This window comes from Entomobacter blattae, assembly GCF_014672835.1.
Classification (GTDB): domain Bacteria; phylum Pseudomonadota; class Alphaproteobacteria; order Acetobacterales; family Acetobacteraceae; genus Entomobacter; species Entomobacter blattae.
In genome coordinates this window covers 2420757-2440570 of sequence record NZ_CP060244.1, presented here as the reverse complement: position 1 = coordinate 2440570, position 19814 = coordinate 2420757, and the positions used below count along the sequence as shown (strand labels likewise).

The window sequence follows — 19814 nt, the reverse complement described above, 5'->3', positions numbered from 1 at the left end:
CCTCTTTTTTTAAGAGGCTTTAGAAGGGGTATTTTTTGAAAATTCTAAATATTTTCCAAATGCGAAGTCAGGTTCCATGTGGAGATCACCTGATTTTCTCGCTCATACCCTAATTTACAGATCGAAGCGGTGCTCAGGGCAAGATGAGCCCCAAAAGAGGCCTTCTTGGCTGACCAATAAGCGCCCAGAATACGCAGGATGTGGCCATGGGCAAAAAGGGCAATCTTTCCTTTATGGTCAAGGCAGCGTTGGATAAGGGCCGCAGCACGTTTTTCTACCATATCAAGGCTTTCCCCTTCTTTTATGGGGGTGGTCCAAATACTCCAATCAGGAATTGTCTTGCGGATATCGGCAGTTTTTTTGCCTTCATATTCGCCGTAATCCCATTCGTAAAGGTTGGTGTCTTCCTGGGCTTTATCCCCTAGACCTGCTAATTGGCATGTTTCTTTTGCGCGGGAAAGAGGGCTTGTTAGAACCAAGTCAAAGCTTTGTTTAGCAACAATAGGGCGCAAGGCCATGGCCTGCTTACGGCCATTTTCCGTTAGGGGAATGTCGGTTCGGCCGGTATGGGCTCCCGAGAGAGACCACTCTGTTTCTCCATGACGGAAAAGCCAGATTTCTGTACTGGAAGGGCTATGTGGCATAAAGCATCCTTTTTTGAATGATAACTAGAGAGGCTATGACGTACTATACGGTATACAGTTTAATAAAAAACCGTAGTGATGACGAGCCTTATTAAGAAAATAAAACCTAAGTTTTAAAATACTGCTGTGGGTGATAAACGTTTAACCAGGTTAAAGCCTGATCAAGCGGGTTAACAAACCCATATTCATTATGGACGTTTCCGTTTGAGAAGGTGTGAATCACCTGGGAAATCCATAATTTGTCTTCTTTTCCGATTAGAAAACCAAAATGTCCCATCATAAAGTGGATGTCACCAGGATGTTGAACAAGCCATACGTTATTTTGGATTTGGCAGGCTGTAAATTTATTTTTAAGCTCTACCAAGACGGTATGCAATTTTTCTTTATCCTGGATTTCGTAGGCGATGACCCAGATATTCATATTAAGTCCATGTCCTAAAAAAGGGTATATCATTCTTATAATCAATGAGTTTACCTTAATATGAGATTTTTCATTATTCAAATATTCTTGTGAGGTGAGTTTGAAGGAAAATCAATTTAATTTATATATTGAAATATATAAATATCTATCTATATAAAGATTATAAATGACTGTTAGACAAATATTTTATTGAGGAATTTTATGCTGAACTCTCCTGAAAAAACCACTCTGGATCTCTTATTCCAACCCGTAAAGCTTGGGTCTCAAGTGCTAAAGAACCGTATCTTTCTTCCTGCACTTACCCGTTCGCGGAGTACGCAGCCGGGAGACATTCCCAACGAGATGATGGCCACCTATTACGCCCAACGCACGCAAGCAGGTCTTATGGTCACAGAAGGGATTGTGATAGAGCCACGGGGCAGGGGGTTTGTGGCCACTCCTGGTCTTTATACACCTGAACAGGTCGAAGGATGGAAAAAAGTTGTTAAGGCGGTTCATCAACATAAAGGGGTTATTTTTGCCCAATTATGGCATGTGGGCAGGGTCTCTCATACTTCTCTTCAACCCGGTGGGTTACCCCCAATTACCCCTTCAGCCCTCCAGGCGAATAATGTTAAAACCTCCGTTCTTTCTCCTGAGGGCAACATTGTTCTGGCAACGCCTTCTATGCCTAGGGCCTTATCAACACAAGAGGTAGAAGAGCTCGTTGGGCTTTATCGGCAGGCTGCTCTGAATGCAAAAGAAGCCGGTTTTGATGGGGTAGAGTTACACGCTGCGAACGGGTATCTGGTTAATCAGTTTCTCTCGGAACATACCAACCAAAGAACAGACCAGTATGGCGGAAGCGTGCAAAACAGGCTGCGTTTTATGATCGAAGTCGTCGAACAGCTTGTTGATGTATTGGGAAAGGACAAGGTAGGGGTAAGGTTCTCACCATTATTTACGACCACAAACCAACCACGAGCCTATTTGGGTTTTGTTGAAAAGAATCCCCATGAATTTTATGTAACCGCCATTGCTGCCTTGCAAAAATTAGGCATTGCCTATGTTTCCCTTGCAGAAGCCGATTGGGATGATGCTGAAGAGCTTCCCGTTTCCTTTAGAGAGGGGATCAGAAAAGTGTTTACGGGGAAAGTCTTGTGTGCTGGACGCTATACGGCGGAGAAAGCCGCAAAGGCCGTAGGGAGCGGGTTGGTGGATATGGTGGGGTTTGGTCGCCTTTTTATTGCTAACCCTGACCTGGTTTCCCGTATTGAGCATGGCTATCCTTATAATAAGATTGATGATGATACAAAATATTTTGGCCATGAAAAGGGATATATTGACTACCCTATTTATAAGGAATGAGCTCAGGAAAAATAGCTTTCTTAAGGGCCTTTATTCCCCTCTTTTTCAAAAGAGGGGAATAAAAGAGAGGAGATCTTGTCAATAGAAGGAGAGAGGCTATTCATAATAACGGTTGAATGAGTACTCTTTTCTGAAGCTATATTTCTTTTTCATTGTATGTTAAAGGGCAGGTATAATGGGTGAAGGTCAAGCTTATGGAAAAACAGGCAAAAGAAATATTTAAAGCACTTAATAATCCTGTTCGCATGGAAATCCTTCATTGGCTGAAGACTCCTTATGAGCATTTTGAGCTTAAAGACCACAAGGTGGATCCAGAAAAGATTGGTGTGTGTGTCAGCTGTATTCAGGAAAGAGCTGGGCTTTCTCAATCAACGGTTTCGCTTTATCTGGCTAATCTTCAACGAGCAGGTCTTGTGACCTCTCAACGTATTGGCCCATGGACATATTATAAAAGAGATGAGGAAACTATTCAGAAATTTTATTCCTTTCTGAAGGAAATCCTTTTATAGGTCTAAATTTTTTGGTAAAATAATACCGTTTTTACAGATGTAGAGGTTTTTCAATTTTTTAGTGTAGGCTCATCTTATCATTATACCGTTCTTCAATGCTTATGCTTTCTGTTAAAAAATAAAGAACGAGAGAAAAAAGGCAAGCCCGTTAAAAAGGATCAATAGTTTCCTTGTATAACGGGTTGTTTTCAATGGCGATTGGAGAATATTGTAAAATGAGAACGTTATTAAATCATGTTATGAATGGCCGTGAGCATAGGAGCGGATGAGATCAGCACGGCTAACAATCCCCACCATAAGGCCGTTTTCAACAATGGGAACCCGCTTAATGTGATGTTCTTGGAGAAGTTGGGCAATTTGTGCCAAGGTCATATCAGCTCGTCCTACGATAACATCTTTTTTCATAAGGTCTTGGGCGGTGAGATTGTAGGCGTCGATATATTCTAGAAAATCCTTCGCAAGGGTTGTTCCTTCCGCCAGAATTGAAAGCCACCAATCGCGTTGCAATTTTCTTTTTTCGGTAAAAGGTGCCATTAAATCCCCTTCACTGATAATCCCAACAATGTGGCCATTATCACATACTGGCACAGCACTAATACCAGCTTTTACCATAACTTTGGCAATTTGGGAGACATTGTCAAAGGGATGAACATATTGCACATTGGGGGTCATAACGTCGCGAGCGAGTGTTGTAGACATAAAACTGAGGTCCTATTTTCGAAAAGGGATATGCCATAATTTCCAGTTATTTCATATCTGTAAAGAGGGAAAGTATAGATAAAAAAATTAAATAAAAAACTGTGGGAATATGAACAAGACGCCATTCATTTTATTCTCAATTGTAAATGTTATGAGGCCTTTAAGGGGTAAAAATCTGTTTTTCATAAATACTAAGAAAATATTAAAAAAATCATTTAAAATATTAGAATTTTATAGGGTATAAAATCGTTATTATTATAAAAACATACCTATCGAAAAGAATTTAAAATTACCAATTAAAAGTGCCAAAAAGATAAAAGTAAGGCAGAAAGAGAGCTTTTGCCCGTTAGGATATATCCAGAGGGGTAAGGCAATATCCTTTAGTGTTCAGGGATGGGCTCTGGATGATGGAATGAGGCAGGAATAGCCGCTAAAGCCTCCAGGCATTTAGGGGAAGGCAGCTTGGTTATTCATTTTCAATTGGGCGTTTTCAATCGGGCAGAAAAGGCACTCTCTTTCCTCCAAAGGCTATCAGGGTTCTCGTAAACAGGGTGCTAGCAAAACACAAGCGTAAGAAGCCAATGGCAATGGTTGCACTTTTGTTAGGGCTTGGTTTAGCCTTTCTTCAAGAAAGGCCCTACAGAAAACCCAGATACTTATTTTTGGGAGGGCAAAGAGGAGGCTTTTTTAAGCAAAATACCCTTATGATTTGTTAAAGGGTGCCTACGGAAATTTAAAGCTTATGAGCATTGAGGAAATGTTGGTTTACGGGATGGGGTGGGTAAGGGCAGAGGGAAAGTCAAAGAGGAAATGGCCTTTTCAACTTTCTTGAATTTCTAACATAACCGGGACATGGTCGGAGGGTTTTTCTTTCTCACGTTCCTCTTTATTGATCCAAGAGAACAAGGTATTTTCAGCCAGAGTAGGAGAGAGAAGGAAATGATCAATGCGCATTCCTATATTTCGTTCCCATGAAAGCTTTTGATAATCCCAAAATGTATAAATCCGCTCAGAAGGGTGCTGGGCTCTTAGAATGTCGGTTAAGCCAGACCAAATAAGCTTTTTATAAGCCTCTTGCACCAGGGGATGTCTTAAGGCATCGTTTTCTGAAAGGGCTTGAGGGGCATAGTCCAAGGGTGTGGGGCAAATATTATAATCGCCAGCAAAGAGGAAATGGCCATTTTTATTCATGAGGCTCTTTGTATATTGATACAGGCTTTCAAAGAAAGAGAGTTTGTGGGTTAACCCTTCCTCACCACCAGAATTCCCATTTGGGGCATAGAGATTGCCTATTTTAAGGGGAAAGTTCTTGAAGGGGCCGCAAGAAAAATCTTTAAGGGTGATTTCTATATAACGGGTTTGTTGGTGAGGGTTCTCCCAGTGAGGAAGATCATAAAGGCTGGCCTGAGCAGGCAGGCGGCTGATGATAGCCACACCATTATAAGATTTTTGCCCTAAAACGTAGCACTGATACCCAAGGGATTCGAAAACAGAATCGGGAAACAGATGGGTTTCACATTTAATTTCCTGCATTAAGAGGATATCTGGCTTTTTGTCCTTAAGCCATTCTTCTACTCGGGTTATACGTTGACGTATGGAATTAACATTCCATGTGGCAATTTTCATGGTCAGTTCCAAAATTAGGGTAGCCAAAAGGAGCCACATCTTACCACAGGCTATGGCTATGCACCAGAATGGAACCTCTCTCCCCGCGTCTCATTAAGATTTGTTTTTTGAGGATGATATTTAAAGGAACAAAAGAGAGAAGCTCTTTTTAGAAAAGGTCTAATCGACTGAAAAACTGCTTCCACACCCACAGGAAGAGGACGCATTCGGATTTCGGATAGAGAAATGGGCTCCCATGAGTTTGTCAGAAAAATCCAATTCAGCGCCCTCAAGAAAGGTCATGCTGGTAGGATCCGTCACAACGAGAAAATTGCCCGCTTGAATGGTAATATCTTCTTCATGAAGGGTAGAATCTATCTTAAAAGTGTATTGAAAACCATTACAGCCCCCAGAAAGAACCTCTACCCGAAGAAAAGGAACGTTTTCCGTCTCAGCTTTTTTGCCAGAGATAATCTGCTCAATTCGTAAGGCGGCTTTTTCTGTCACTGAAAAATTCACAATAGGGATCCTCTTTTGTGGGGGGAACATAAAGGATAGAAGTTATTTGTCAAAATAAAGCCCTTAATTTTTTCATTTTCAAGGGATATAGGTGTATATATTACTCTTAACAGAAATTTTAAAGAACAGGTAAAGTAAAATATGGCCGAAGCGCCTTATGCATCTAAAAAGGCTAGTAGTAAGGGGCGCCTTTACCCAGAAGAGGAAAGTGCAGCCCGTTCTTTATGGCAGCGTGATAGGGATAGGGTTATTCATTCTTCTGGCTTTCGTACTCTTCAGTATAAAACGCAGGTTTTTATTAATCATGAAGGGGATTTTTTTAGAACACGGCTAACCCATTCTCTTGAAGTGGCCCAGATTGCGCGTTCGGTGGCCCGTTATCTGGGCCTTAACCAGGATCTGACTGAAACCATAGCCCTTGCTCACGATTTAGGCCATCCTCCCTTTGGGCATGCCGGCGAGGAAGCCTTGCGAGAGGCTATGAAAATGTGGGGCAGCTTTGACCACAACACACAATCTCTTCGGTTGGTTACCAAGCTTGAGCGGCGCTATATTTTTTTCGATGGGTTAAACCTCACCTGGGAATCCCTTGAAGGGCTTGTCAAACATAATGGCCCCATAAAGAAACCAAACCTCTATATTCAGGAGATCGATCAGCGTTATCACTTGCTTTTGCAATCCTATGCCTCATTAGAGGCCCAGATTGCCTCTATTGCAGATGATATTGCCTATCATTGTCATGATATTGATGATGGGCTGCGTGCTGGTCTATTGAGCTTTAAGGATATGCAAACCCTGCCCCTTATAGGCGATGTCTATGGAGAGGTTATTGATCTTTTAAAGCAGCAGAGGACGCCTGATCTTAGCCGTTATGATACCGACCAGCGAATACGTCATGAAATGATCCGGCGTGTCATTAATATCCTTGTGCTTGATCTGACCGAGCAGACGAAAAGAAATATTGAAGAGTGGAATATCCGCTCGGTGGAAGATGTCCGAACAGCGCAAAAGCCTGTTGTTGGCTTTAGTGATCCTATTGCCAGGGCTAGCCGTTTGATTCGCCAGTTTTTAAAAGCCCGTATGTATAGGCATTGGCGGGTAATGCGTATGACAGCAAAGGCCAAAAAGATTATTTATGAACTGTTTGAAGTGCTCTCCTCTGATCCCAATCTTCTCCCCGATGGATGGAACGAACGGGCCAAGGCTGCCAATGCCCTTATGGGCAGGAATGGCGTTTGCCGTGTGGTTGCTGATTATATCGCCAGCATGAGTGATCGCTCAGCCATGGATGAACATCGTCGGTTGACAGATATGACCGTAATAGCCTAGCTCTTTCCCAAGAATGGGCTACTGGAATGGTTGGGTAGAAAAGTGTAAAAGGGCAGTCTGGTCTTTTGGGTTTTCTTCTCTCCAAAGGGTCTGTTGAGAAGGGGTTTACCTTTTTTTTTAGATAGCGACTTTTAGGGTTGTCGGGTTTTAGGATAAAAGAAAAATAGCGGTTATGTCAGAAAATATCTATGCCAGTTTTCATGAACACGTTCTTGACGTGTTAAAAAAAATTATACCCGATCTGCCTGAAAATATCCTTAAAAGGGTAGAGCTCGTGCCAACACGAGAACTCGCCCATGGGGATATGGCTACCAATGCCGCCATGGTGGCAGCAAAAGCAGCTGGTCGTAAGCCTCAAGAAATTGCTGGTGAATTGGCAGCAGGCCTGTGCTCGGTTCCAGCAATCAAAAGCGCAGAAGTAGCCGGGCCAGGTTTTGTGAATATAACCCTTGAAGCTTCTGTTTTTCTGCAACTTATTCCCACAATTTTGGCCAGAAAAGAGCAATTTGGCCATGCAGAAACTCCTAAAAACCTTGTAGTGAATGTTGAATATGTTTCAGCTAATCCAACCGGGCCAATGCATGTAGGCCATTGTCGGGGGGCAGTGGTAGGTGATGTTTTGGCAAATATTCTGCATAAGGCTGGTTATAAGGTCACCAAGGAATATTACATTAACGATGCTGGAACTCAGGTAAACGCTTTGGCCTGGGCTGCTTATTGGCGTTATCTTCAGGCCATTGGTCTTTCTATTTCTGATGAGGTATTCGAAAAAGATGTTCCTGGCGGGCTTCAATATAAGGGGGACTATCTTATTGAGGTAGGAGAGGCCCTTAAACAGAAATATGATCAAAGCCTTGCTCCAGAAGGCAAGATAGCTCCGGTCGATCTATGGTTTGCCCCTGTTAAGGAAATGGCCTTGGATTATATGATGGCCCGTATTCGCCAGGACCTCTCAAGCCTTGGTGTTTACCATGAGGTTTTTACAAGTGAAGCAGCTGTTCTTGCTGGTGGTGCGGTGGAGATTGCCATTAACAAGCTCCAGGCCAAAGGCTTGCTGTATACAGGAATATTGCCGCCGCCCAAAGGTAAACAGCTTGAGGAATGGGAAGAGCGCCCCCAGCTCTTGTTTAAAGCTACCCAGTTTGGGGATGATGTTGACCGGGCCTTACGCAAGGCAGATGGTTCTAATACATATTTTGCCAATGATATTGGTTACCATAATACCAAGATCCAGCAAGGGGCTGATATCGTTATTGATGTGCTTGGCGCTGACCATGGTGGGTATGTTGCCCGTATGCGGGCAGCTGTTAAGGCGCTTTCCCACGACAGGCCCGCTGATAAGCCTGTTGATTTTGAAGCTGTGATTTGCCAGATTGTTCGTGTGGTCAGGAATGGCCAGCCGGTTAAAATGTCCAAGCGGGCGGGCACTTTTGTAACTTTACACGATTTAATTGATGAAGTTGGAAAAGATGCCGTGCGTTTTACCATGCTGACCCGTAAGGCCGATGCGCAAATGGATTTTGATCTGGACCAGGTGGTGGCTCATACGCGTGATAACCCTGTTTTTTATGTGCAATATGCCCATGCGAGGTGTTGTTCTATTCTCAGGAGTGCTCAGGACGTTTGGCCCGATATTCTCTTGGTTGAAGACGCATCTCCAGCCAATCTGCTCCTTTTAAATGATGAGGCAGAAATGAACCTGATTAAGCATATTGCCCAGTGGCCGCGTTTGGTAGAGGCGGCCGCTGCAACCCGTGAACCACATCGTGTTGCCTTTTATCTTATGGATTTGGCGGCGTTTTTCCATGGTCTGTGGAACCGTGGAAAAGATAATACCCAGTTGCGTTTTATTCAGAGCGATGATTATACAGCGAGTTTGCCGCGTATCATGCTTGTTATGGCAACGGCTATAGTTTTGCGCTCTGGCTTTGCTGTGCTTGGTGTTGACCCAGTAGAGGAAATGTAACAGATGGCTCCTTCAAACTCTCCCTACCAGGATCCTAATTTAAGACCTCCCTCAAAAGAGGAAGGCGAAAGAGAGCCCCCGCCCTACTCTGGAAATGGAGAAGGCAGGCCTCTTCATCTTCCCCCAGAATCTTCGGGTTTTTCCCGTGAACGTATGGGAATCTCTTACGACGATGAAGAGAATGAAGTGGAATATGATCGTAGGCCCAGGGGTGGGTTTCTCTCTGATCTCTTGCCCGAAGGGATTTCAGCCAGCAAGGTTATTTACGGTCTGTTAGGGGTAATGGGCGTTGTCGTTGTAGCCTTTGGGGTCAGTTCTATTTTTGTAAGGCATAAAGGGGGTGTTCCTATTTTTGCCCCGCCAGCAATGCCTGTGAAGGTTAAGCCTGCCAACCCAGGGGGAATGCAGCCTTCTGGGATGATCGCTATTGGAGATACCAGTAGTGATAAGGTTATCCTTGCGCCGCCGCCAGAAACACCCCACCCAGAGCAACTCTCAAGCCAGTATAATAAACTCACTGGGGCAGATCAGAAAAAAACGGGTTCTGATTCTCCTACGGAAGATATTCCCCCCTCTGAAGGCAAGGAGATAGGCGCATCTGATAAAAAGGAGCCTGAGGAGAACACGGGGCATCCAGGGCAATCTTCAGAAAAAGGGGCTGAAGAGTCTTCAAATATTTCCGAAAAAACGGACTCAAAAGAGAAAGAGTCCTTTCTCACAAAAGATACGCCAAAAGAGGCTAGTCATAAAAGTGACACTCTGAACAAACAGTCTTCTTTGGAGGAGAGTTCCCAGAGTAAGGAAAAAATACAGAGTAAAGAGGAAACCCAAGGGAAAGAAAAAACCTCTTCTTCCGAGGCAGAAAAGAAACAGGCTGCTTCTGCTGAAGAAAAAGCCGAAAAGCCTGTTCATAAAGGCAAATATGCTGTGCAGCTTGGGGCTTTAAATTCCGCAGAGACAGCCCAAAAAACATGGGAGCAGCTGAAAAGCAAAGCCCCGGACCTGATGGAGGGGCGCATTCCTGTGATCCAGAAGATCTCCAGTAATGGAAAAACTTTTTACCGCCTACGCACTAAAGGGTTTCTGACCTCTGCTCAGGCTGCAGAATTTTGTCGTCAAATAAGCACTAAAGGGGCTTTTTGTACGGTAGCGAATTTTTAAAGTTTTATAGGCTATAGAAGTGCGCTTTGTTGGGTGAACAAGGGTGAAGAGGGGAAATGGACGGCTTGAGTGTTCCTGAATTGGTTCTGCAGACTCAAGAAACATCAGACCCTTCTGAGTTTTGTGTACGGCTGGAAGGGTTTGAGGGGCCCTTAGACCTTTTGCTGGAGCTTGCCCGCCAGCAAAAGGTTGACTTACGCCATATTTCCATCTTGCAAATGGTTGAACAATATTTGGCTATTATTGCCAATATGCAGGTTATTCGCCTTGAACTGGCAGCCGACTGGCTAGTGATGGCCGCCTGGTTGGCTTGGCTAAAGTCTCGGCTTTTATTACCCTCTAACGAGGAGGAGCAGCTTGAAGGGGAAGAGGCAGCTTCTCTCCTACAGGCTCAGGTCATTGAATATTCCCATATCAGCAAGGTGGCAAACTGGTTAGGTCATCGCCCGCAGCTGGGTCAGGAGGTATTTGTGGCGGGCTCAACGGAAGAGCACGTGGCTTATGCCTATGCAGGTCTGGCTGTTTCACTACCGCAATTATTAAAAGCCTATCTTTCGGTGATGCGTAAACGAGTTGCAAAACGTCCCTATAAACCCCGTCAGCTTTCTTTCTGGACAGTGCAGGAAGCGCTAGAATATCTGCATGTGTTTTTTGCAGGTGAGGAGCCTGTTCTTACCTGGCACAAGCTTGAGGAGTTTGTACCCAACGAGCCCACCCAAGATACCAGGCAAGATACCACGCAACGCCAGAAATATCGGGCAGCAATGGCAGGAACACTGCTAGCAAGCTTGGAAATGGCACGAAGTGGTGTTTTGGAGATTCATCAGGAAGAAGAGTTTGGCATGATTTTACTTCGTTCATTTAAAAAGAATTAGGGAATGTCTATACGGAAGAAATGTCTATACAAAAGAAATGGATTGGAGTTCGGAAAAAAACAAAAGGCCTTGGCAGTTTTCCTATGGAAGGCGTTTCTATGAAGCATAGCGCGTGGAAGAAGAGAATAGGGGAAGAGACCGTTAATGGAAGATAACAGGCAAGACTCCATTTTTTCTGTTCCTTTGCCCGATGATGCTTTGGCCCTTCAAGGAATAAGGGTAATGGAAGCAGCCTTGTTTTCTGCCTCAGAACCCATGACCAAGGCGGCCTTACTGGCCGTGTTTGAGAGACATGGCCTGCTCCCTGCTGAGGGGGGTGATCCCATGAGTTATGTGGAGCAGTTGCTAGAGGTTTTAAAGCAGAAATATCGAGAAGGGGGTATCACCCTTGTCCCTGTTGGAAAAGGTTGGCAGTTTCGCACCGCTCCGGATCTTGCTTCTTACCTCACTAAAGTGGTTGAAAAACCTCGTAGGCTTACCAAGCCGGCTTTGGAAACATTGGCAATTATTGCCTATCATCAGCCTTGTACTCGGGCTGATATTGAAGCGATAAGGGGGGTAAGTCTTAATACCCAAATTATGGATCTTTTATTGGAACTGTCGTTAATTGTTTCAAAAGGGCGTAAAGAGGTTCCTGGTCGGCCAGTTTTGTGGGGGACAACAGAAATATTCTTACAGCATTTTGGGCTAACAAGCTTGCAGGACCTTCCAAAACGCGAAGAACTTTTGGTGGATCAACCCGGAGATGAGCACCCCCTTGAAAGCCATGAAAATGAAAATAATGAAAATGAAGACCACGAAAATGAAAATCATGAAAAGGGGTGATGGCTGTTGGGGTTTATGCCCTAGGCCTTTGCAATAGTCTCTTAACCGAATGGGAAGAAGAAAATAAGAAGTAATGATTAAGTCCATATGAAGTGTTCAAAACTTTACCAAAATTGAGGGAAGGTGCCTTTTAGATAGGTTATAAAGATGGGCTTCTTGGTGGAAAAGACAGGCCTTTGAGTGAAATAGGGCATGAAAAGAAAATAAAAATAATAATTGTGGCTGCATCGTTTATAGTTTTAAATGATCAGATGAATGAAGAGTGGTCTTATGTGCGGAGCCCATAGAGAGAAGAGTCCGTATTTGTATTTGGCTTGATGCAGTAAGGTTAGGAAGTTTTTTAAACCCCATGAGGGGGGTATTCTTCTATAGAGAGATGTGGTTCAAGGCATTGGTATGTTGTTCGATGGGTAGAAAGTTGCGCAGCCTTGCCTTAAATAGCCTTGATTATCGTGGAAGGTATTATGGGTAAGGTGGATAATAAATTATAGGGAGAGTTTCCCAGTAAAAATAGGATTCTGGCTTGGTTTGGCAGGATGCTTAGCCAGGATGTTTAGCGTGGAAAGCTCTTATTTTGAGGTGGCGCGCACCGAACGGCATTCACAATACGGCAGTTTGTTAAGGTCAGTTCATCATCGGGGGAAGCAAGGTAATGACCTTTGGCAAAACCAAACTTTATTAAAGTAGAGTAGAGCAGTTCCCCAGCGTAATCTCCTGTAAAGGGACGACCTGTTCGATTGGCTCCTTTTAAACCTGGGGCCAACCCAACAATAAGAAAAGTGCTTTTTTCGTCTCCCCAGGGTTGGATAGGAGCGTTATAGTAATCCAACACGGGTTTAAAACCAGAAGGGTCTAGTGGGGGGATGGAATAAGGTGGCAAAGGGTATTCTTACCAAAATATGGGTAGGGGACACAGGAAGAAATGTTTGATTTTGTTGGCTCTGAGCTTGTGCTTATAGGGATTGTCAGCCTGATTTTAATTGGCCCGAAAGATATGCCTATAGCTATTCGTACTGTTACAGGCTTGATAAAAAAGGTGCGAAGAATGATGGCTGAATTTCAAGGTCATTTTGATGAAATGGTAAAAGAGGCAGACCTTGAAGAAGCTCGTGATCAATGGCGGGAATTGAGAAATATGAACGTTAAAAACAAAATCCTTAAAACCCTTGATGAAGATGGGAGTATTGAACAGTCTCTCAAGGATATCCCTACCGCTCATACCGCTTTTCATTCTCCTAACCTTGCTGAAGACCTTTCCCAAAAACAGGTTGAAACACATGGTACAGCAGAAAATACGATAGATTATAAACCTAAAGTGATCTCGAAGCCTATGGCCATTGGTCTGGCTGCCCAAAACCCGTTACCCGATAGCCTTGTCCCAGATCAGGCCCCAGATCAGGCAGAGAATCACATTTCGCATCATGGGCATAATAAAGGGAGACCTTCCATGCTTCCAGAGGATAACAGGTTGGTCACAGGGTTTGATGTTGATGAATATGGTGTTCTCAATGAGGGGGAAGGAAAGGTGCAAAATATATATGCTTCTGCCTATGGCGTAGAGGGAGAGCTGAGTAAGGAAGATATACAGTGCTTGCAGGAAGAGGATCCTGCACCGGTTTTTATCCCTCCTGAAGTGGCACTGGGTCTTCAGCGCCATCGGAAGGCGCCACCACCGCCTGTATTCATTCCGCCATCCCAGGCTGCCTTTATTGAAGACATGCGGCATTCTGGACGGGTATAGAAGATGAGCTTTTCACAAAGTCAGGATGATGCCATCCATGATACCCCCATGCCATTACTTGAGCACCTTATGGAACTCCGGCGGAGGTTGATATGGGCTTTGGTGACTTTTGTTATCTGTTTTGGGCTATGTTATTATTACTCTCAACACCTGTATCTTTTTCTTGCCCGACCATTAGCTGAGGTCATGCGGGCACAAGGAGAGCAACCGCACCTTATCTATACAGCCCTTTATGAAGCCTTTTTTACCTATATTAAGGTGGCCTTTTTTGGGGCGGCTTTTCTCTCATTTCCAATGGTTGCCATTCAGTTATGGATGTTTGTAGCTCCAGGCTTATATAAAAGTGAGAAAAAGGCTTTTGCGCCTTTTCTTATTGCAACACCAGTGCTTTTTGTAGCAGGTGCAGCGCTGGCCTATTATTTTGTTTTTCCTTTTGCCTGGCGGTTTTTCCTTTCCTTTCAAACCATGGGTGGGTCCCAAGCGGGAATGCAAATAGAACTGCAAGCTAAAGTTTCGGAGTATCTCTCTCTTGTTATGCGGTTGATTATGGCTTTTGGGGTTGCTTTTGAACTTCCAGTGGCCTTAACCCTTATGGCTCGGGTGGGGATTGTGACAGCTGATATGCTGAAACGTTTTCGTCGATATGCCTATGTCGGGGCTTTTGTTATTGCTGCCATTTTAACACCGCCGGATGTTATTACACAAACAGGATTGGCACTTCCTTTGATTGTGCTATATGAAATTTCCATTATTAGCGCCCGCCTTGTTTCTGCCCCCACAGACAAGCCAGGGGAAAATGCCTAACCAAAAGATGTTGAGAAAGAAAGAGGCCTTCCATGCATGATCTTCGTCAACTCCGCCTGGATCCATCAGGGTTTGATAACGCCTTGGCCAGAAGGGGCATGCCACCTATAGCAGAAGCAATCCTGGCATTGGATTCCCAGAGGAAAAGTGCCGTTACAGCCGTACAGGAAAAACAAACACGTCGTAAAGCCCTGGCCAAGGAAATTGGTATTCTTAAACGAGGCAAGCTTGATAGTTCTACCTTAGAGACTGAGGCGGTGCAGTTGCGCAATGATATGGAGGCCTTGGAACAAAACGCAGCTGAGCTGGATGCCAAGATTCACACTATTCTTTCAGAACTGCCGAACCAGTTGGACCCTTCTGTGCCCGATGGGAAAGATGAGGCTGATAATCTGGAAATCCATCAGGTTGGTGAGCGGCGAGATTTTTCATTTATCCCCCTGCAACATTTTGAACTGGGTGAAGCACTCGATGAAATGGATTTTGCGGTAGCAGGAAAAATTTCCGGGGCTCGTTTTGTGGTATTAAGGAGTCACCTTGCTCGTATAGAAAGGGCTTTGGGCCAGTTTATGCTAGATCTTCATACCAGGGAGTTTGGCTATACGGAAGTTTCAGTTCCGGTATTGGTGAATGCCAACTCGATGTATGGAACTGATAAATTGCCTAAATTTGCAGACCAGTCCTTTAGAACGGAGCAAGGCATGTGGCTTATCCCTACGGCGGAGGTCTCTCTTACAGCTATGGCGGGCGGCGAGATTTTTGCGGTTGATAGGCTTCCCCAACGCCTTACGGCCCTTTCTGTTTGTTTTAGAAGTGAAGCTGGAGCGGCCGGTAAGGATACCCGTGGCATGCTGCGTCAACACCAGTTTCAAAAGGTTGAGTTGGTTTCCATAACAACGCCAGAGCATAGTGAAGAAGAGCATGAGCGAATGACCCGTTGCGCAGAAACAGTGCTGGAACGCTTGGGTATTCCTTACCGTAGGATGCTTCTCTGTTCGGGGGATACAGGGTTTGGTGCAGTCAAAACCTATGACCTTGAAGCCTGGTTACCGGGGCAAAAAGCGTGGCGGGAAATTTCATCCTGTTCCAATACCAGAGCTTTTCAGGCGCGCCGCATGAATGCCCGTTATCGTAAGGCAGATGGAAGTGTTGATTTTGTTCATACCCTTAATGGGTCTGGGCTAGCAGTGGGCCGTACCCTTATTGCTGTCATGGAAAATTACCAGAATAATGATGGGAGCATTACCATACCAGAGGTTTTGCGACCTTATATGGGCGATGAGAGTGTTATCGGGCGAGAATAGGCGCTCTTTACAATAAGGGATATATTCCTTTAAGGAACGATGAATAGCAGATGTTTGATATGATCCATGCATCTTTGATTACTGAAAAGGCTACTGTCTTTTCGGAAAAGAGCCAGGTTGTATTTCGTATTGCGCTCTATGCGGCCAAACCACACATTAACGTTGCTGTTAAGGCTTTGTTGACCGTCAAAAAAAGACCATGACCTATTCTGTTCTGCCTCGATCAGAGTTTTGGGGAATAGCGAGCTTAGCGGGAATCTCATTTTTACTGTTCTCTGGCCGAAAGCTCATGCGCGGTAGAAGAGGGGGCAATAAATTCGTGAAAAATAAAAATAGCCGAGGTTGGAAAATCAGGCAGTATAGCCCAAGCTGATGACCAGTAACAGCGACGCATAAAGGTTCATCGAGTTTTAAGGCAATCCCGTTTTAGGGCAACTTCATGGAAAACAATTCTGAGAAAACAATTCTGGGAAAATAATGCCGGGGTCTTTTTAAAAAGGTTCCACAATGATAGGCAATATCGCCTGCATTCTTAGTGCTTCGCCTGAAAAAGCTGATGATGAACGTCAATCCACAAGCTAAAGGGATCGGAAAGCAAGAGATTCTTCGCTCTTTGCAGAAGGAGGGTGTCGTAGAACGTTCATGATTCATTAGAACGCTCATTTCTAATCATATCACGCAGTATAAGGGACTTGTGGTTATTGATGGTATAAAACTATTTTTATAATTTTTTATGATTTTATCGGCGATTTCCTTACCCGATAAAGAGAAATAGCCTGTGTTTGGTTATAGGCTATTCACTTTTTACCATCTCAAGACCTTTTTTGATCAGGAGCGATACTGCTTTATTAAACGAGGATATTTTCTCCTATGAGGAATGATAGGTTTTGATTTCTGTCTTTAATTCTTTAGCTCGCACGGTATTAACCCTCTATTCGATTAACATAGGGTAGCACATTAGTTCATTGAGCCAAGTTAATATTCTTTCTGGTTAATAAAGGCTTGACCGTTTTCGTTTTATTGCTTCCTTTATCTTGCTATAAGCACGCGAGGAAAAGATCTTGATGAGAGGGAAATTTATAGGTGTTTTTCGTGGAGGCGTGCGGTGAGATCTTCTATAAACTGATAGGCGACCCGCCCAGAACGAGCCCCTCTGGTTACAGCCCAGCTATTGGCCTTTTGAAATAGAGTGGTCTGGTCTATATTAAGCGATCGAGCCTTAGCATAGGTGCTGACCATTTCCAGATATGTCTCTTGGCTGCAGTTATGAAAGCCAATCCATAAACCAAACCTGTCAGAGAGTGAGACCTTTTCTTCAATAGTTTCAGAAGGGGAAATAGCTGTAGAGCGCTCATTTTCAATCATATCACGTGGCATAAGGTGCCTGCGGTTACTGGTTGCATAAAAAAGCACATTGGCAGGTTTGCCGGCAATCCCTCCATCCAATACGGATTTAAGAGCTTTATAGTCAGCATCTTCCTTCTCAAAGGAGAGGTCATCACAAAAGAGGATAAAACGCCTTTGGCTTTGCCGTAGTAAGGAGAGGAGCAAGGGCAAGGTGGCCAGGTCATCGCGCTCAATTTCAATAAGTACAATCTGGTTGCTCTCTTCGTGAATTTGGCTATTGACCCAAGCATGGCAGGCTTTTACCAAGGATGATTTACCCATGCCACGGGCCCCCCATAGCATGGTGTTGTTAGCTGGAAGCCCTTGTGAGAAATGAAAGGTGTTTTCCATAACAAGCTGCTTTTGTTGGTCTATTCCTTGGAGTTTATCAAGCTCTACATAGGCAACATGCTCTATCCGCTGAAGCTGGGAAAGTTCTGGCTGCCAGAGAAAGGCTGTCCCTGTGTGGAGGGTTTCGGCTTGGGGGGGAGGGGGAGCAAGGCGTTCCAAGCTGCTGGCAATGCGTTGTAAAAATGGAATGATTGACGATAAAGTCTTATTGTCCATCGGTTTTTTCTTTTCCTTACTTGACGGAAGAATTTGGGCCATTATGGTTCAACTCACAAGAGATACTGTATTTTAGTAATGTTGGAGATGGATGCAATAATGGAACTATTGAATTTTTTTGTTTCACCAGCCTATGCCCAAAGCGCAGAAGGAGGCTTTAATAGCTCAACCCTTTTAGCCATTGTCCCATATTTGGGTGTTTTTGCTATTGTATATTTTATTATGATCCGCCCGCAGCAAAAAAAAGCCAGGGAACATAAGGAGCAGCTTAATAAAATTCGCAGGGGCGATAAAATCGTTACTGCCGGTGGAATTGTTGGGGTTGTACAAAAAAGTTTAGAAGATTCTGATGAAATTGAAGTTGAAATCTCTCCAGGGGTAAAAGTAAAGGTGATTAAAAGCACCATTACAACTGTGGTCAGTAGCGCCGCGGCCCCTGCCCCTGCAAATGATTCCGCTAGCCAAAAAAAGAAATAACCTGAATAAACCCTAAAAACAGTCTTAGGGTTATAAAAACTTAGAATTATAAAAAGCTCCCTTTTATGGGAGCTTTTTATATGAGTGTTTAGATTTTTATCAGGCTATCTGGTGCGTCGATCGCATCTCTGGGATCACTAAGATCCCTTTGGGCAACTTCTGGAATTTGAAATGTTGTGTAGATGGTAAAGGCGCCCAAGATCATGAGATAAAGGGCAATTGGAACCCAAGCCAATATTGGGTGGCCTGTCATTTGGCCTGTATAGTGGATAATAAGGCTTCCAACGAGGGGGGCTATCCCACCGGCGATAACGGCTGAAGCTTCTCGGGCAACTGAAACGCCAGTATACCGGGCGCGGCTTCCAAACATTTCTGGAATAAAGGCCCCTTGAGCGCCAAACATTCCCCATGTTGCACAGCCAAGCACAAAGCTTAGGGTCATAAAGGTAATAATATGGTTGTTAAGGGTAAATAGCCACCAAGCGGGCAGGGCAGTAATAAATTGCATGATCGCAAACGCCCGATAGACTTTTACACGCCCAAATTTATCTGTCAGTGTTCCAGCAATGGGAACGATACAGGCTCCCACGATAGCTGCTAGAACCAAGGATAGAGCCCCGGTATCTTTGGAAGTGTGGACTTGTTCCACAATGAAGGAAAGGGCAAGAACCTGATAGATAGAAGATCCACCATTTTCGGCAAGGCGCAACCCAATACCCCGGAGCAAGGTTCTTTTGGATGTAACCAGAAGCTGGCTTAGGGAAAGCGGTTCTTTTTTACTGATTTGGGCTTTCTCGAAGACAGGGGATTCTTTCATGGTGAGACGTAGGTAAAGTGCAACAACCAGGATAAGCAAGCTTCCTACAAAAGGGATACGCCAATAACCACCAGAAACCACAACTTCGGCAGAATAGTTATTAAAAAGAAAGTGAAATAGAAGAGAAGCTGCTACAGTACCAATCTGGATTCCCATAAAGGGAAGAGAAGCATAAAAGCCACGTTTTGATTTTGGTGAGAGCTCAGTCATCAAAATAGCAGCCCCTGCTTGATCTGCTCCTGCACCAAGACCATTCAGGATACGCAGGAAAATGAGTAAGGCAGGTGCCCATAATCCAATTTGTTGCGAGGTAGGAATTATGCCAATGCAAGCGGTAGAAAGCCCCATAAGGGTAATGGTAGAAACCAGAACCGTTTTTCGGCCCACTCTGTCTCCGATATAGCCGAAGATAATCCCACCAAGCGGGCGAACAACAAAGCCCAGGGCATAAGTTGCCATGGTAAAGACAATACCCCATTTTGGAAAATTAAAATAAAGAGGCTTAAAAACAAGGGCAGCTGCTAGGCTAAAAAGAGCAAAGTCGTAATATTCCAACGCACTGCCAAAGGAACTGCTTAAGGCAGTTTTCCTAATGGCAGATAAAGATACCTCGGCAGGTGCCTGTTGGTGAAGCTGTGGAGATGGGTCGTTCATCTAAAAACTCTTTAAGTTTTGAGAATTAAAACAATGCGGAACAAGATTTTGAATAAAGTAGTTAAGGAAAATACCTACTAAAATTAAAGGATCTTACTAATGGCGTGTTTTAGTTCTGGCTTTGTTAGATTCTCAGTTTGTGTAAAATTAATAATCGATTTCTT

The 19814-nt window shown here is 44.1% G+C and carries 21 protein-coding genes; 12 read left to right on the top strand and 9 right to left on the bottom strand.

Annotated elements, in window-relative coordinates:
* Positions 1 to 44: 44 nt before the first annotated feature.
* Together JGUZn3_RS11000 and JGUZn3_RS10995 are read right to left on the bottom strand one after the other, a co-directional pair.
* On the bottom strand, positions 45 to 644 hold the full coding sequence (locus tag JGUZn3_RS11000; protein ID WP_203413553.1) for a histidine phosphatase family protein: 600 nt from the start codon (positions 642 to 644) through the stop codon (positions 45 to 47).
* Between the two features lie 106 nt (positions 645 to 750).
* A complete protein-coding gene (locus tag JGUZn3_RS10995) occupies positions 751 to 1065 on the bottom strand; it encodes a hypothetical protein (protein WP_203413552.1) in 315 nt (104 codons plus the stop codon).
* Between the two features lie 201 nt (positions 1066 to 1266).
* Here JGUZn3_RS10995 and JGUZn3_RS10990 point away from each other — a divergent pair, with 201 nt between their 5' ends.
* Both JGUZn3_RS10990 and JGUZn3_RS10985 read left to right on the top strand, forming a co-directional pair.
* A complete protein-coding gene (locus tag JGUZn3_RS10990) occupies positions 1267 to 2412 on the top strand; it encodes an alkene reductase (protein WP_203413551.1) in 1146 nt (381 codons plus the stop codon).
* A 194-nt stretch (positions 2413 to 2606) separates the two neighbouring features.
* Positions 2607 to 2921 (top strand): ArsR/SmtB family transcription factor, encoded by a 315-nt coding sequence (locus tag JGUZn3_RS10985; RefSeq protein ID WP_203413550.1) that lies wholly within the window; start codon positions 2607 to 2609, stop codon positions 2919 to 2921.
* A 237-nt stretch (positions 2922 to 3158) separates the two neighbouring features.
* On the opposite strand, the gene JGUZn3_RS10980 is transcribed toward JGUZn3_RS10985, so the two are convergent.
* The 3 genes from JGUZn3_RS10980 to JGUZn3_RS10970 form a co-directional block, all read right to left on the bottom strand.
* Complete coding sequence (locus JGUZn3_RS10980; RefSeq protein WP_203413549.1) at positions 3159 to 3620, bottom strand: CBS domain-containing protein; 462 nt, start codon at positions 3618 to 3620, stop codon at positions 3159 to 3161.
* An 819-nt stretch (positions 3621 to 4439) separates the two neighbouring features.
* Positions 4440 to 5246, bottom strand: a complete 807-nt coding sequence (xth, locus tag JGUZn3_RS10975; RefSeq protein ID WP_203413548.1) for an exodeoxyribonuclease III — start codon at positions 5244 to 5246, stop codon at positions 4440 to 4442.
* Between the two features lie 159 nt (positions 5247 to 5405).
* Positions 5406 to 5774 (bottom strand): HesB/IscA family protein, encoded by a 369-nt coding sequence (locus JGUZn3_RS10970; RefSeq protein WP_203413547.1) that lies wholly within the window; start codon positions 5772 to 5774, stop codon positions 5406 to 5408.
* A 111-nt stretch (positions 5775 to 5885) separates the two neighbouring features.
* On the opposite strand from JGUZn3_RS10970, the gene JGUZn3_RS10965 reads away from it, so the two are divergent.
* From JGUZn3_RS10965 to scpB, 5 genes are all read left to right on the top strand, one after another.
* The gene (locus JGUZn3_RS10965; protein WP_203413546.1) at positions 5886 to 7073 is read left to right on the top strand and encodes a deoxyguanosinetriphosphate triphosphohydrolase; all 1188 of its coding nucleotides are present in this window, start codon (positions 5886 to 5888) and stop codon (positions 7071 to 7073) included.
* A gap of 172 nt (positions 7074 to 7245) precedes the next feature.
* Complete coding sequence (argS, locus tag JGUZn3_RS10960; RefSeq protein WP_203413545.1) at positions 7246 to 9039, top strand: arginine--tRNA ligase; 1794 nt, start codon at positions 7246 to 7248, stop codon at positions 9037 to 9039.
* Between the two features lie 3 nt (positions 9040 to 9042).
* Positions 9043 to 10200, top strand: a complete 1158-nt coding sequence (locus JGUZn3_RS10955; protein WP_203413544.1) for an SPOR domain-containing protein — start codon at positions 9043 to 9045, stop codon at positions 10198 to 10200.
* A gap of 56 nt (positions 10201 to 10256) precedes the next feature.
* Positions 10257 to 11075: a segregation and condensation protein A gene (locus tag JGUZn3_RS10950; RefSeq protein ID WP_203413543.1), complete on the top strand. Its 819-nt coding sequence runs from the start codon at positions 10257 to 10259 to the stop codon at positions 11073 to 11075.
* Between the two features lie 144 nt (positions 11076 to 11219).
* Complete coding sequence (gene scpB / locus JGUZn3_RS10945) at positions 11220 to 11900, top strand: SMC-Scp complex subunit ScpB (RefSeq protein ID WP_203413542.1); 681 nt, start codon at positions 11220 to 11222, stop codon at positions 11898 to 11900.
* Positions 11901 to 12453: 553 nt separating this feature from the next.
* On the opposite strand, the gene JGUZn3_RS10940 is transcribed toward scpB, so the two are convergent.
* Complete coding sequence (locus JGUZn3_RS10940; protein WP_203413541.1) at positions 12454 to 12780, bottom strand: uracil-DNA glycosylase family protein; 327 nt, start codon at positions 12778 to 12780, stop codon at positions 12454 to 12456.
* 42 nt (positions 12781 to 12822) lie between these two features.
* On the opposite strand from JGUZn3_RS10940, the gene tatB reads away from it, so the two are divergent.
* From tatB to JGUZn3_RS10920, 4 genes are read left to right on the top strand one after another with little or no spacing between them, the layout of a single operon-like run.
* The gene (gene tatB, locus JGUZn3_RS10935) at positions 12823 to 13641 is read left to right on the top strand and encodes a Sec-independent protein translocase protein TatB (protein ID WP_203413540.1); all 819 of its coding nucleotides are present in this window, start codon (positions 12823 to 12825) and stop codon (positions 13639 to 13641) included.
* 3 nt (positions 13642 to 13644) lie between these two features.
* A complete protein-coding gene (gene tatC / locus JGUZn3_RS10930) occupies positions 13645 to 14445 on the top strand; it encodes a twin-arginine translocase subunit TatC (RefSeq protein ID WP_203413539.1) in 801 nt (266 codons plus the stop codon).
* A gap of 32 nt (positions 14446 to 14477) precedes the next feature.
* Positions 14478 to 15749, top strand: a complete 1272-nt coding sequence (gene serS / locus JGUZn3_RS10925) for a serine--tRNA ligase (protein WP_203413538.1) — start codon at positions 14478 to 14480, stop codon at positions 15747 to 15749.
* Between the two features lie 50 nt (positions 15750 to 15799).
* The gene (locus JGUZn3_RS10920; protein WP_203413537.1) at positions 15800 to 15952 is read left to right on the top strand and encodes a 50S ribosomal protein L23; all 153 of its coding nucleotides are present in this window, start codon (positions 15800 to 15802) and stop codon (positions 15950 to 15952) included.
* 62 nt (positions 15953 to 16014) lie between these two features.
* Here the strand turns inward: JGUZn3_RS10920 and JGUZn3_RS12705 are convergent, their stop codons facing one another.
* Both JGUZn3_RS12705 and JGUZn3_RS10915 read right to left on the bottom strand, forming a co-directional pair.
* Positions 16015 to 16143 (bottom strand): hypothetical protein, encoded by a 129-nt coding sequence (locus JGUZn3_RS12705; RefSeq protein WP_275402843.1) that lies wholly within the window; start codon positions 16141 to 16143, stop codon positions 16015 to 16017.
* A 683-nt stretch (positions 16144 to 16826) separates the two neighbouring features.
* Positions 16827 to 17702 carry an ATP-binding protein gene (locus tag JGUZn3_RS10915; RefSeq protein ID WP_203413536.1) on the bottom strand — a complete coding sequence of 292 codons (876 nt, stop codon included), beginning with the start codon at positions 17700 to 17702 and terminating at the stop codon, positions 16827 to 16829.
* 99 nt (positions 17703 to 17801) lie between these two features.
* Here JGUZn3_RS10915 and yajC point away from each other — a divergent pair, with 99 nt between their 5' ends.
* Positions 17802 to 18179, top strand: coding sequence for a preprotein translocase subunit YajC (gene yajC / locus JGUZn3_RS10910; protein WP_238996815.1), 378 nt, complete (start codon positions 17802 to 17804; stop codon positions 18177 to 18179).
* Between the two features lie 88 nt (positions 18180 to 18267).
* Here yajC and JGUZn3_RS10905 read toward each other — a convergent pair whose 3' ends face one another.
* Positions 18268 to 19650: an MFS transporter gene (locus JGUZn3_RS10905; protein WP_203413534.1), complete on the bottom strand. Its 1383-nt coding sequence runs from the start codon at positions 19648 to 19650 to the stop codon at positions 18268 to 18270.
* Between the last annotated feature and the right edge of the window lie 164 nt (positions 19651 to 19814).